This is a genomic window from Demequina gelatinilytica, assembly GCF_000971115.1.
Lineage (GTDB): Bacteria > Actinomycetota > Actinomycetes > Actinomycetales > Demequinaceae > Demequina > Demequina gelatinilytica.
Genome location: NZ_BBLV01000008.1, coordinates 38926 through 51111 on the forward strand (window position 1 = coordinate 38926; position 12186 = coordinate 51111).

Genomic DNA, 12186 nt, shown 5'->3' on the forward strand with positions numbered 1-12186 from the left:
TCAGTCCTGCCGGCGCTGGCGCAGCGCGATCGACAGCGCGATGGCCCCGGCTGCGACCACGCCGATGATCACGTACACCGCCGGGTTGGGGCCCACCTCCTCGTACACCGTCACATGCGGGCTCGGGCTGGTGGTGATCACGGGGCCGGACACCGCGGACGCCTCGGCGGACGCGGACGGGCTCGGGGACACGGATGCCGTCGGCTCCGCCGTGGCGGCCGCCTCGGGCGGCGCGTACGTGAACGTCACCTCGCCCTCGATGGGGTGGCCGTCGGCCGACACGACGCGGAAGGCGAGGATGTTCTCCCCCGCCGCGAGCGCATCGTCCGGCACCGGCGCGCTGATGACCTCGGTGACGGGCTCGGCGATCTCCAGCGCGGTCCGGGTCCCGTCGGGCGCCACGATCGCGAGCTCGTTGCCGATGTCGAGCAGCTGCTCGGTGAACTCGAGCGAGACCTCGGCGAGCTCGGTGACGGTCTCGCCCTCCTCGGGAGAGGACGCGACGAGCGCCGTGTGGGCCGAGGCCGGGGCCGCGACGATGACGGCGGCGGCGAGGGCCGCCACCAGGGCGGCCAGAGACGCGGGGATCGTGCGGGGCATGCCCCGATCCTCCCACGAAGGCCCAGGAGCCTTCACGCAACCGTCATCCGACCGTCACGCGACATCAAGCGCGACGCAACCGCCGGTTCGCCTGAGCCCCGAACACTGACGCATGTGAAGGTCGCGCTGGTCGCAGAGTCGTTCCTGCCGCACACGAACGGCGTCACGCATTCGCTGCTGCGGGTGCTCGATCACCTCGCCGCCCGCGGCGACGAGGCGGTCGTCATCGCCCCCGAGGCCCCCGGTGCCCCGGACACGGTCGCGGGGGCGCGCATCGTCCATGTCCCAGCCGTCGGCTGGCCCGGCTACCGGGACGTGCGCGTCGCGTTGTCGAGCGTGCGTCGGCTCACGCGCCTCCTCGGCGACCTCGCGCCCGACGTGGTGCACCTCGCCTCGCCCTTCGTGCTCGGCTGGGCCGCGGTGCGCGCCGCCGCGGACCTGGGGATCCCTACCGTGGCGATCTACCAGACCGACGTGCCGTCCTACGCGGCCGCATACGGGATGCCGTGGGGCGAGCCTCTGCTGTGGACGCGGGTGCGCCACATCCACGGCGCGGCGGACGTCACGCTCGCGCCCTCGACGGCGGCCATGGGGCAACTCGAGGCGCTCGGGGTCGAGCGGCTCGGGCTGTGGCCGCGAGGGGTCGACACCGTGCGGTTCGATCCCGCGCACCGTGACGACGCGCTGCGCGCCCGATGGGCGCCGCGCGGCGAGGTCGTCGTGGGGTACGTGGGCCGGCTCGCACCGGAGAAGCGCGTGGGCGACCTCGCGGGGGTCGCGCGCATGGACGGCGTACGGCTCGTGGTGATCGGCGAGGGCCCCGAGGGCGCGCGGCTGCGTCGCGCGATGCCACGCGCGGAGTTCGCCGGCTTCCTGGGCGGCGGCGAGCTCGCGCGCGCCGTCGCGAGCCTCGACGTCATGGTCCACCCGGGCGAGCTGGAGACCTTCGGGCAGTCGGTGCAGGAGGCGCTCGCCTCCGGCGTGCCCGTGGTCGCGCCCCGGCGCGGCGGGCCCATCGACCTCATCGATCACGGCGCGAACGGCTACCTGTACGCCCCTGGTCGGCTCGACGAGCTCGAGGCCGCGGTCGCCGAGCTGGTCGCGTTCGAGGACCTGCGCGCGCTCCAGGGCGCCCACGCGCGGATCTCGGTCGAGGGCCGTACATGGCCGCGCGTGTGCGCGGCGCTCACGCGCCACTACGAGGGCGCGATCGCGGCGCGGGCGGTACGGCGATGAGGATCGCGCAGCTCGCCAACTTCTACGGTCCGCGCTCCGGCGGCCTGCGGACCGCGCTGCAGGCCTTGGGCCGCGGCTACGTCGGCGCCGGCGACGAGGTCCTGCTCGTGGTGCCGGGAGGCTCCGACTCGGTCGCCGAGACCCCTCATGGCAGCGTCGTGACGCTTCACAGCCCCGTGCTGCCGCACAGCGGCGGCTACCGCGTCATCACCAGGCTGGGCGCCGTCATGGACCTGCTCTCGGCCTTCTCCCCCGACGTGCTCGAGGTGTCCGACCGCACCACGCTCGCGCACCTCGGGCCCTGGGCCCGCGAGCGCGGGACCGCCACCGCGTTCCTCGCGCACGAGCGTGTGAGCGGAGTCCTCGACACCGCGCTGCGGGGACGCGCGGCGGGGTCGGTCGCACGCCTCACCGAGGCGCACTCGCGATGGATCGCGCGCCGGTTCGACACGGTGGTCGCCACCACGGCCTATGCGGGCGCGGAGCTCGCGGCGGTGGGCGCGCGCGTCGAGACGGTGCCGCTCGGGGTCGACCTCGACCGCTTCCATCCGCGCCATGCGGACGCCGCCACGCGCCGCCGCCATGCGCCCGACGACGTCCCGCTGCTGGTCATGGCCTCGCGCCTGTCCCGCGAGAAGCGCCCCGACCTCGCGATCGACGCGGTGCGCGAGCTGGCCCGGCGCGGTCGACCCGTGCGCCTGGTGGTCGCGGGGAGCGGACCGCTCGAGGGGCGCATGCGCCGCATGGCCGCGAACCTCCCCGTCGAGGCCCTGGGGTTCGTGGACGACCGGGACCGCTTCGCCTCCCTGCTCGCCTCCGCCGATGCGGTGCTCGCGCCGGGACCGATCGAGACCTTCGGGCTCGCGGCGCTCGAGGCGCTCGCCTCGGGCACCCCGACCGTGGTGAACGCCGCCTCCGCGCTGCCCGAGGTGGTCGGCGACGCGGGGCTCGCCGCGGAAGGCACGCCGGGCGCCTTCGCGGACGCGATCGAGACATTGCTCGCGCGCGACGGGCGCGAGCGGCGGCTCGACGCCCGCGCGCGAGCCGTGCAGCTCCCGTGGTCGAGCACGGTGTCCCGCATGCGCGAGATCCATGCACGGACGCTGACGGGGGCGCGATGACCGGCCCGCGCATCGTCGCGCTCGGCGACTCGATCACGCTCGGGGTCGGGGACGGCGTCCAGCGCACCTGGGGCGAGGTCGGCTGGGCGGCCCACACTGCGGCGGCGCTGGAGGCCTCGGCCTTCCTCAACCTCGCGGCCAACGGCGTGCGCGCGCGGGAGATGCTCGAGCACCAGGTGCCGCTCGCGCTCGCCGCGCGGCCCGATGCGGTGCTGCTCACGGTCGGCGGCAACGATGTGCTGCGGGGGGACTTCTCCCCGGTCGACGTCGAGCGTGCGCTGCGCGCCGCGATCGACCGGCTCGCACGGCCCGGACGACGCATCGTCACGGTGTCGCTCGACCGCATCGGGCTGTTCGACCTGGCTCCGCGCCGGGTGGCCGAGGCCATGGCGAGACGCGTCGGCGAGGCGAACGCCGCGATCGCGCGCGCCGTCGCGCTCACGGATGTCGAGGTGATCGACGGCGCCACCCTGCTCGCGTCGCTCGGTCGGCGCGCATGGCACATCGACCGGATCCACCCCTCGCCGCTCGGCCATCGCGCCCTGGCGCGGGAGGCGGCCTCGCTGCTCGCCCGGGACTGGGGGCCGTGCGGGGCGGTGCCCGCGCCGCCCGCGCCGCCGGGCCGCGCCGCCGTGGCCGCATGGCTCGCCGTCAACGGCGTGCCGTGGGCCGTCAAGCGCAGCCGGGACCTCATCCCTCAGGTCACGATGGTGGTCGCGCGCGAGCTGCGTGACGAGCGGCGCGCGGCAAGGCGTCCCGCGGACGCGTGAGGTGCGGGCGCACCAGGGGCGGGGCCGCGCGGCCCCGCCCCTCGTGCGTCCAGCCTGCTAGACCAGCCAGGTGTTGCTCCCCACGAGCCCGCGCCACCATCGTCCGAGGCCGATGGTCTGGTGCTCGAGCTCGACCCACACCACGGCGAAGATGGTCAGGATGTAGATGAGGTGCTCATCCAGGACCGGGTTGGTCGACACCGGCATCTGGGTCATGTACATGAACAGCAGCATGAGGCCGCCCGCCCAGGCGGCGACCTTGGTGCCGATGCCCAGCATGAGCGCGAGGCCCACGCCCAGCAGGCCCAGCATGAACGGCCAGTCGGTCCACCGCTGACCGCCCAGGTCGACGAAGAAGTCGTGGAACGGGCTGTTGACGTTGCCCGCGTAGACCAGGTAGCCCTCGGTGACGTGGCCGCCGTTGACCCACGCGCTGTCGCACATGGCGTCGATGGTGAACGAGCCGTCCTCCGCGGTGGTGCGGCACGTCGAGAACCCGAGGCCGAGGAGCTTGTCCAGGAAGGCCCAGAGGAAGTAGAAGCCGAGCGCGATACGCGTCACGCTCAACATGGCCCAGCCGAACCCGCTTCGGCTGGTCGAGCTGCTGGTTGCTGTCGTCGGTTCGGTCGTTTCCATCACTGCCTCCCGGGTGAGATGCGAATGCGGTTCGTATCGGCGGGCTCCCTTGTCCGCTTCGTCCACGCTACCCCCGTTTGCCTGCGTTCGTGCTGGAACGCAACGAAAACGGGGCCCCGCGCCGTGGCGCGGGACCCCGTGAGAACTGCCGTGGTGGTCAGACCAGCCAGGTGTTCTGCTTGACGAAGGACAGGCTCCTCCACCACTTGCCGAGCCCGATCGGCTGGTGCTCCAGCTCGACGTACACGATGCCGAGGATCGCGACGATGTAGATGAGGTGCTCGTCGAGGATGGGGTTGGTGGCGGGCCACATCTGGGTCATGTACATGAACAGGAGCATGAGGCCGCCGGAGTAGGCGGCGACCTTGGTGCCGATGCCCAGCATGAGCGCGAGGCCCACGCCCAGCAGGCCCAGCATGAAGATCACGTCGGTCCAGCGCTGGGCGCCGAGGTCGACGAAGAAGTCGTGGAACGGGCTGTTGACGTTGCCGCCGTAGACCAGGTAGCCCTCGGTGACGTGACCGCCGCCGATCCATGCCTTCTCGCAGAACGCGTCGATGGTGAACGAGCCGTCCTCCGCGACGGTGCGGCAGGTCGAGAAGCCGAGTCCGAGCAGCTTGTCGATGAAGGCCCAGAGGAAGTAGAAGCCGAGCGCGATGCGGGTCACGCTGAGCATGCGCCAGCCGAAGGCGCTGCGGGTGGTCGAGGAGGTCTCCGCGACCTGCGAGTTGACTGCCATTGTCATTCTCCTTTGTCGCGAGCCTTGAAGGCTCTCGGCGCCGGGGTAGCGCCTGGTACGAACCTAGGAGCGCGACTTACAGCTCGGTAGGGACCTCGGTCCCGATCGGTGACATATCAACCGAGAACTTCGCTGTCATGTCAACTGGGCACGCACGTGCGCCTCGAGCACGCCGGCCATGTCGACCGTGGGATCGAGCAGCCATTGCACCTGCAGGCCGTCCATGAGCGCCACGAGCTGGCGCGGCGCGGCCTCCGGATCGACCCCCGGCGCGAGCGCGCCCTCCTCCGCGAGCGCACGGTAGGCGCGCCCGAGGTTGCCCACGAGCGCTGCGTAGCGCGCCTGGAAGTAGGCGCGCGCCGGATGGTCGGGGCTCGAGGCCTCCGTCGACAGCGTCGCGTAGAGCTCGACCACGCCGCGCTGCGTCGCGTTGAGCCGCGCCGTGGCCACCAGATGGTCGAGCATCGCGCGCGGCCCGAGCTCCTCGAAGCCCTCGCCGCCGTCCGCCTCGTCGCGACGCGTGAGCACCGCCATGAGCAGGTCGGGCTTGCGCGGGAAGTGGTAGAGCAACGCGGGATGCGTGAGGCCGCACCGCGATGCGATCTCACGCACCGAGGTGCCGCGGTAGCCGCCCTCGGCGAAGGCCGCAAGCGCGGTGTCGAGGATGAGGGCACGCGTCTCGGCGCCCCGATCCGACAGCTCCCTGGTCACCATGCACGCCCTCCACTTGCATCGTTTCGACACCACATTTTACCATGTGGTAGAAATCTCGGGACAGCCCCGCCCGCAGCCGTGCGAAAGGAACCGCAGTGACCGCTCCCTACCTCGACCCCACGCTCCCCACCCCCGAGCGCGTCGCCGATCTGCTGGGCCGCATGACGCTGCCCGAGAAGGTCGGGCAGATGATCCAGATGCACACGTACGACGGCGTCCCCCACCTCATCGAGGAGCTCCACGTCGGCTCGATCCTGCACGCCTCCCCCGAGCGCCTCGCGCTCGCGCACTCCCTGGTCGAGGAGACCCGACTGCGCATCCCGCTGCTGATCGGCGAGGACTGCATCCACGGCCACTCGTTCTTCAGGGGCGCGGAGATCTACCCGACGCAGCTCGGCATGGCCGCGACGTTCGACCCCGACCTCCTCGAGCGCGTCGCCCGCGCCACCGCCGTCGAGGTCGCGGCGACCGGCATCCACTGGACCTTCTCCCCCGTGCTGTGCATCGCACGCGACCTGCGGTGGGGCCGCGTGTCCGAGACCTTCGGCGAGGACCCCTACCTGCTGGGCGAGCTCGGGGCCGCGATGGTCCGCGGCTACCAGGGCGACGGGCTCTCGGACCGCACGGCCATCCTCGCGACCGCCAAGCACTTCGCCGGGTACTCCGAGACCCAGGGCGGACGCGACGCCTCCGAGGCCGACATCTCGCGGCGCAAGCTGCGCTCGTGGTACCTCCCGCCGTTCGAGCGCATGGCGCGCGCCGGCTGCGGCACGTTCATGCTCGGATACCAGTCCACCGACGGGGTGCCGATCACCATCAACGAATGGCTGCTCAAGGACGTGCTGCGCGACGAGTGGGGCTACGACGGCACCCTCATCACCGACTGGGACAACGTGGGCAACCTGGTCCGCGAGCAGCGCCTGTTCCCGGACTACGCGCACGCCGCCGCCGCGGCGGTGAACGCGGGCAACGACATGATCATGACCACGCCCGCCTTCTTCCAGGGAGCGCAGGATGCGGTCGCCCAGGGGCTCCTCCAGGAGTCGCGCATCGACGAGGCCGTGTCGCGCATCCTCACGCTCAAGTTCGACCTGGGCCTGTTCGAGGACCCGCGCCTGCCCGACCCCGAGCGCCAGCGCGAGGTGGTCGCCCAGCCCGCGCATCGTGCGCTCAACCTGGACGTGGCCCGCCGGTCGCTCGTGCTGCTCGAGAACGACGGCACGCTCCCGCTTCCCGCCGACCGACCGCTGCGCCTCGCCGTGGTCGGCCCGAACGCGGACGACGCGGACTGGACGCTCGGCGACTGGGCCGGCGCCTCCGGCCAGGCGGACTGGCTCATGGAGGGCCACCCGCGCGAGATGATCTCCACGGTGCTCGACGGTGTGCGCGCGCTCGCACCCGCGGGATCCGAGGTCACGTACGCCAAGGGCGCGGAGATCATCACCACGGGCCCGGACCCCAAGGGCGCGTTCTTCCCGGACGGCCAGCCGCGCCCGCACATCGCCTTCCCCGTCGAGCCCGACGAGGCGATGATCGCCGAGGCGGTGGCCGCCGCCCAAGGCGCCGATGCGGTGGTCGCGGTCCTGGGCGACCGCATCGAGCTGGTGGGCGAGGGCAAGTCGACCGCCACCCTCGACCTGCTCGGCGGCCAGGTCGCGCTGCTCGACGCGCTCGTCGAGACCGGCACCCCGGTGGTGCTCGTGGTGCTCGCGTCCAAGCCGCATGTGCTCCCGCCGTCGGCGGACCGCGCCGCGGCCGTGATCTGGGCGGCCAACCCTGGCATGGCCGGCGGGACCGCGCTCGCCGAGCTCCTGCTCGGGCGGATCGAGCCGAGCGGACGCCTCCCGATCTCGTGGCCGCGGCACGTGGGCCAGCAGCCCACGTTCTACAACCAGATCGACGCGCAGCACGGCTACCGCTACGCGGACCTCACGCAGGAGCCGCGCTGGGTGTTCGGCGACGGTCTGTCGTACTCGAGCGTCGCGTACTCCGACCTGCGCGTCGCCGCCCCGGCCGTCGGGCTCGAGGACGCCGTCGAGGCGACCGTCACCGTGACCAACACGGGCGACCGCCCGGTGCTCGAGACGGTGCAGGCCTACGTGCGCGACGTCATCACCTCCGCGACGTGGGCCGACCGCGAGCTCAAGGGCGTGACCCAGGTCCAGGTCGCCCCCGGCGAGTCCGTCGAGGCGACGGTGCGGATCCCGGTCGCGGACTGCAGCATCGTGACCGCTCGAGGCGAGCGCGTGGTCGAGCCGGGCGCCTTCCAGGTGCTGGTCGGACCGTCGTCACGGCTGTCCGACCTGCTGTCCGCAGACTTCTCGGTAGCGTGAGGCCATGACCGTCCCCCCGGGAGCGGCTCCCGTCGCGCGCCACCTCCGACGCGCCCGCCTGGGCGTCTCGCTGATCTTCTTCACCAACGGCATCGTGCTGGGCGGCTTCGCCCCGCGCGTGCCCGAGATCAGGGCGGGGCTCGGGATCTCGTACGGGACGCTCGGCGTCGCGATGGCCATGTGGTCGATCGGCGCGCTCGCGCTCGGGCTGCTCGCCGCCGCGATGATCCGGCGGTTCGGCTCGGGACGCGTCGCGACCGTCACCATGGCCGTGAGCGCGAGCGCGATGCTCGCCGCCGGGCTCGCGCCGGGCGTCTGGACGTTCGGAGCCGCGCTGTTCCTGGTCGGCGTCACCGATGCCTGGGTGGACGTCGCGCAGAACGCGCACGGCCTCGAGGTCCAACGTCTCTACAAGCGCTCGATCCTCAACTCCTTCCACGCGCTGTGGTCCATCGGGGCGGTCACCGGCGGCCTCATCGGAGGCGCGTGCGCGGGGCTCGGGATCGCGGTGCCGTGGCAGTTCGCGGCGACGCTCGCGATCGTGATCGCGATGAACGTCGCCGCATCCCCGCTGCTGCTCAGGAAGGACGCCCCCACCGAGTCGGAGGTCGAGCACGCCGCGGGCGAGGCCGCCGTGCCGCAGCACACGCCGCTGCGGCGGATCCCGCTCCGCACCTGGGGCGTCCTGCTCGCCCTCACGGTGATCGCGATCGGCGGCGGCTGGGCCGAGGACGCGGCGTCGACGTGGTCCGCCTCCTACATGTCCGACGAGCTCCTCGCGGGCGCGGGGCTTGCGGCCTTGGCGTTCGTCGCCATGCAGGGCTGCCAGTTCATCGGGCGCCTCCTGGGCGACGGGATGGTCGACCGCTGGGGGCAGCGGGCGGTGGCCCGTGCCGGCGGTGCGCTCGTCGCGGTCGGCATGGGTCTCGCGCTCGCCTTCCCGTCGCCGTGGGGCACCATCCTGGGATTCGGCGCGGCGGGCTTCGGCGTCGCGACGCTCATCCCCGGCGCGATGCACGCGGCCGACGAGCTCCCGGGGCTGCGCCCCGGCACCGGGCTCACCATCCTGTCGTGGCTGCTGCGCCTCGCCTTCCTGCTCTCCCCGCCGCTGGTGGGCTGGATCGCGGATCAGTCGTCGCTGCGGGCGGGCCTCACGCTGGTGCCAGTGTTTGGCGTGCTCATCGTGCTGCTGGCGGGCTCGATGGCGACGCGCAAGGAGCCCGCGTCCCCCGCCCCCTGAGCCTGGTTCGGGACACTGGGCCCTGATGCACCACACCAAGTCCGACCGCGCCGCGCCGCCCGGCTTCTTCGAGGCCGAGGCGGCGGGGCTGCGCTGGCTCGCCGCGGCGGGCGGCGCGCGTACCGTCGCGGTGATCGACGTGGCGCCCGGCCGCATCGTCCTCGAGCGCGTCGCGCACGCGTCCCCGAGCGCGGGCGCGGCCAGGGAGTTCGGCCGCGATCTCGCGCGCACCCACGCCGCAGGGGCACCGGCCTTCGGCGCACGCCCCGACGCCTGGGACGGGCCGCTCTTCATCGGCAGCCGCGAGATGCCGGCGCTCACGCACGAGAGCTGGGGCGCCTTCTACGCCGAGGCCCGCGTGCGCCCGTTCCTGGCCCCCGCGCTCGCCGCCGGCCTCCTCGACGAGGACGAGGCCCGCATCGTGCACCGCGCGTGCGACCTCGTCGCGAGCGGCGCCTTCGACGACGGCGCCCCTCCCGCCCGGATCCACGGCGACCTGTGGGCCGGCAACGTCCTCTTCTCCCCCGACGGCGTGGTGCTCATCGACCCCGCCGCGCACGGCGGGCATCCCGAGACCGACCTCGCGATGCTCGCGCTGTTCGGGCTGCCCTTCCTGGACGATGCGCTGGCCGGGTACCTCGAGGCGGCGCCGCTCGCGCCGGGATGGCGAGCACGGGTTCCGCTCCACCAGCTCCATCCGCTCGCGGTCCACGCCGCGGGCCACGGACGCGGCTACGGCGTCGCGCTGACCGACGCCGCTCAGGCGGTGCTGCGGCTCGATCCGTCATAGGCCGCGGCCACGACCGCACGCGCCTTCGCCACCGCCTCGTCCAGATCGTCGACCAGGTGGTCGGTGTCCGCGAGCGCGTCGAGCGCGCCGGTGTGCTGAAGCAGCGGAAGGTGCCGGCGCTGCACCCCCTTGACCAGCACGGTGACGCCGCGACGCTCGAGCGCGGTCACCATCTCCCCCAGGATCTGCGCGCCGGTCGAGTCGAGCATCCGGATCTGAGACATGCGCAGGATCACCACCTCGACCCCATGCACGCGCCCGACGCGTTCGAGCACGCGGTCGGCGGCCCCGAAGAAGAGGGCGCCGTCGAGGCGCAGCAGCGCGATCCGCTCGTCCCCGAGCGCGGCGTCGCGGGGCAGCTCCTCGCGGTGCACGCCGGCGGCCAGCGCGACGGTCCTGAGCGCGAACAGCGCGGCCGCCGCGACGCCGAGGGCGATCGCGTAGATGAGGTCCACGCTCACCGTGACGACCGCGGTGAGCACGAAGAGGACGGCGTCCTGCCGCGACGCCCTCATCACCGCCCGCACCAGCGCGGGTCGCACCATGGTCACCGCCGTCACCATGAGCACGCCCGCGAGCGCCGCGAGCGGGATCCTCTCCACCAGGGTCGACGCGACGAGCACCACGGCGAGGAGCACGATCGCATGAGCGGCCGCCGCGAGGCGCGTGCGCCCGCCCGACCGGACGTTGACTGCGGTGCGTGCGATGGCTCCCGTCGCGGGCATGCCGCCGAAGATCCCGGAGGCGATCGAGGCGAGCCCCTGCCCCACCAGCTCCCTGTCCGCGTCGTAGCCGCCCACGTCCGCATACGAGGCCGCCACGCGCGCCGACAGCAGGGACTCGATCGCCGCGAGCGCCGCGATCGCCACGGCGGGCATCGCGAGCCGCTGGAGCGCGTCGAGGTCCCACGCCGGCAGCGCCGGTGCGGGCAGCCCTGCGGGGAGCGCGCCGATGGTGGGCACGCTCCAGCCCAGCGCGACGGTGGCGAGCGTCGCCGCGACGATGGCGATGATCGTGCCGGGGACCGCGCGCGTGACCCTGGGCCAGGCCACCATCACCGCGACCACGAGCGCGACCAGCGCGAGCGAGCGCCACGCCGCCGCGCCGTCGAGGTGGACGAGCGCCGTGAGCGCGGCGGGGAGCGCCTTGGCGCCGTGTGCGCCCTCGGTGCTCCCCACGGCCGCGGGGACCTGCTGGAGGAGGATGATGACCGCGATCCCGAGCGTGAAACCCTCGATCACGGGCCACGGGATGAGCCCGACCAGGCGGCCCAGGCCGGCGACGCCCGCGGCGATCACCAGCACGCCGGCCATCACCGTGACGAGCGCGAGGGCGCCCGCGCCCTCCCTCGCCAGGATGGGCGCGAGGACCACGACCATCGCCCCGGTGGGCCCCGAGACCTGGACATGCGAGCCGCCGAGGACCGCCGCCACCAAGCCCGCGATGATCGCGGTGACGATCCCCGCCTCCGCACCGGCACCGGACGTCACCCCGAACCCGAGCGCGAGCGGCAGCGCGACCACGCCCACGCTCAGCCCCGAGAGCAGGTCGCCGCGCCACGAGCCGCGCAGGCCCGCGTAGTCCGCGCGGCGGGGCAGGAGCGCGCCCGCACGACCGCCGATCATCGTGCGGCCTCCTGCTCGTCGAGCGGCTCGCGCGGACGCAGCACGTCCGCGAGGACGATGCGCGCCGCCGCGAGCAGGCCGCTCACCGAGGGGTGGGCGAGCCGGTAGTAGACCGAGCTTGCGCGTCGCTCCGCGGTGACCAGCCCGTAGCCGCGCAGCACGCGCAGGTGCTGGGACAGGTGCGAGGCCTCGAGGCCCGTCCGCTCGAGCAGCTCCGCGACGGCGCGCTCCTCGCCCTCGTCGAGCAGCTCGAGCACCCGGATGCGCAACGGATGCGCGAGGCCCTTGAACAGATCCGCCTTGACCTCGTTGAGCGGTCTGCCTGTGTCCATCGTCGCCCCCTCAGCCGGGCTCGGGACCCACGCTCGCGAATCCTCGACTT

General features: G+C 73.4%; 12 protein-coding genes. 6 read left to right on the plus strand and 6 right to left on the minus strand.

The features are described from left to right. Entirely contained in the window at positions 1-600 is a 600-nt protein-coding gene (locus tag AOM00_RS08075) for a copper resistance CopC family protein (RefSeq protein WP_062517315.1), read from the minus strand. A gap of 114 nt (positions 601-714) precedes the next feature. Here AOM00_RS08075 and AOM00_RS08080 point away from each other — a divergent pair, with 114 nt between their 5' ends. From AOM00_RS08080 to AOM00_RS08090, 3 genes are read left to right on the plus strand one after another with little or no spacing between them, the layout of a single operon-like run. Next, positions 715-1836: a glycosyltransferase family 4 protein gene (locus AOM00_RS08080; RefSeq protein WP_062517316.1), complete on the plus strand. Its 1122-nt coding sequence runs from the start codon at positions 715-717 to the stop codon at positions 1834-1836. After that, positions 1833-2957 carry a glycosyltransferase gene (locus AOM00_RS08085; protein ID WP_082096785.1) on the plus strand — a complete coding sequence of 375 codons (1125 nt, stop codon included), beginning with the start codon at positions 1833-1835 and terminating at the stop codon, positions 2955-2957. The genes AOM00_RS08080 and AOM00_RS08085 overlap by 4 nt, the downstream gene beginning before the upstream one ends. Next, positions 2954-3727: an SGNH/GDSL hydrolase family protein gene (locus tag AOM00_RS08090; protein WP_062517317.1), complete on the plus strand. Its 774-nt coding sequence runs from the start codon at positions 2954-2956 to the stop codon at positions 3725-3727. Before AOM00_RS08085 ends, AOM00_RS08090 begins: the two co-directional genes overlap by 4 nt. Positions 3728-3784: 57 nt before the next feature. On the opposite strand, the gene AOM00_RS08095 is transcribed toward AOM00_RS08090, so the two are convergent. The 3 genes from AOM00_RS08095 to AOM00_RS08105 form a co-directional block, all read right to left on the minus strand. Further along, the gene (locus AOM00_RS08095; RefSeq protein ID WP_062517318.1) at positions 3785-4288 is read right to left on the minus strand and encodes a hypothetical protein; all 504 of its coding nucleotides are present in this window, start codon (positions 4286-4288) and stop codon (positions 3785-3787) included. A gap of 232 nt (positions 4289-4520) precedes the next feature. Beyond that, positions 4521-5102 (minus strand): hypothetical protein, encoded by a 582-nt coding sequence (locus AOM00_RS08100; RefSeq protein WP_062517319.1) that lies wholly within the window; start codon positions 5100-5102, stop codon positions 4521-4523. Positions 5103-5237: 135 nt separating this feature from the next. Then, the gene (locus AOM00_RS08105) at positions 5238-5816 is read right to left on the minus strand and encodes a TetR/AcrR family transcriptional regulator (protein ID WP_062517320.1); all 579 of its coding nucleotides are present in this window, start codon (positions 5814-5816) and stop codon (positions 5238-5240) included. Positions 5817-5911: 95 nt separating this feature from the next. On the opposite strand from AOM00_RS08105, the gene AOM00_RS08110 reads away from it, so the two are divergent. From AOM00_RS08110 to AOM00_RS08120, 3 genes are read left to right on the plus strand one after another with little or no spacing between them, the layout of a single operon-like run. Next, positions 5912-8149 (plus strand): exo-beta-d-1,3/1,6-glucosidase, encoded by a 2238-nt coding sequence (locus AOM00_RS08110; RefSeq protein ID WP_062517321.1) that lies wholly within the window; start codon positions 5912-5914, stop codon positions 8147-8149. Between the two features lie 4 nt (positions 8150-8153). Then, entirely contained in the window at positions 8154-9389 is a 1236-nt protein-coding gene (locus tag AOM00_RS08115; protein WP_062517322.1) for an MFS transporter, read from the plus strand. A 25-nt stretch (positions 9390-9414) separates the two neighbouring features. Beyond that, on the plus strand, positions 9415-10179 hold the full coding sequence (locus AOM00_RS08120) for a fructosamine kinase family protein (protein ID WP_062517323.1): 765 nt from the start codon (positions 9415-9417) through the stop codon (positions 10177-10179). Here the strand turns inward: AOM00_RS08120 and AOM00_RS08125 are convergent. Both AOM00_RS08125 and AOM00_RS08130 read right to left on the minus strand, forming a co-directional pair. Continuing rightward, positions 10149-11804, minus strand: coding sequence for a SulP family inorganic anion transporter (locus AOM00_RS08125; protein WP_062517324.1), 1656 nt, complete (start codon positions 11802-11804; stop codon positions 10149-10151). The two genes, AOM00_RS08120 and AOM00_RS08125, sit on opposite strands and share 31 nt — an antisense overlap. Then, positions 11801-12136: an ArsR/SmtB family transcription factor gene (locus tag AOM00_RS08130; RefSeq protein ID WP_062517325.1), complete on the minus strand. Its 336-nt coding sequence runs from the start codon at positions 12134-12136 to the stop codon at positions 11801-11803. Before AOM00_RS08130 ends, AOM00_RS08125 begins: the two co-directional genes overlap by 4 nt. Positions 12137-12186: the final 50 nt, after the last annotated feature.

What these genes read in the sequence shown, in the direction of transcription:
- AOM00_RS08130 (WP_062517325.1), bottom strand. Translation starts at nt 12,136, where the DNA reads ATGGACACAGGCAGACCGCTCAACGAGGTCAAGGCGGATCTGTTCAAG.
- AOM00_RS08090 (WP_062517317.1), top strand. Translation starts at nt 2,954, where the DNA reads ATGACCGGCCCGCGCATCGTCGCGCTCGGCGACTCGATCACGCTCGGG.
- AOM00_RS08125 (WP_062517324.1), bottom strand. Translation starts at nt 11,804, where the DNA reads ATGATCGGCGGTCGTGCGGGCGCGCTCCTGCCCCGCCGCGCGGACTAC.
- AOM00_RS08075 (WP_062517315.1), bottom strand. Translation starts at nt 600, where the DNA reads ATGCCCCGCACGATCCCCGCGTCTCTGGCCGCCCTGGTGGCGGCCCTC.
- AOM00_RS08100 (WP_062517319.1), bottom strand. Translation starts at nt 5,102, where the DNA reads ATGGCAGTCAACTCGCAGGTCGCGGAGACCTCCTCGACCACCCGCAGC.
- AOM00_RS08105 (WP_062517320.1), bottom strand. Translation starts at nt 5,816, where the DNA reads ATGGTGACCAGGGAGCTGTCGGATCGGGGCGCCGAGACGCGTGCCCTC.
- AOM00_RS08120 (WP_062517323.1), top strand. Translation starts at nt 9,415, where the DNA reads ATGCACCACACCAAGTCCGACCGCGCCGCGCCGCCCGGCTTCTTCGAG.
- AOM00_RS08085 (WP_082096785.1), top strand. Translation starts at nt 1,833, where the DNA reads ATGAGGATCGCGCAGCTCGCCAACTTCTACGGTCCGCGCTCCGGCGGC.
- AOM00_RS08115 (WP_062517322.1), top strand. Translation starts at nt 8,154, where the DNA reads ATGACCGTCCCCCCGGGAGCGGCTCCCGTCGCGCGCCACCTCCGACGC.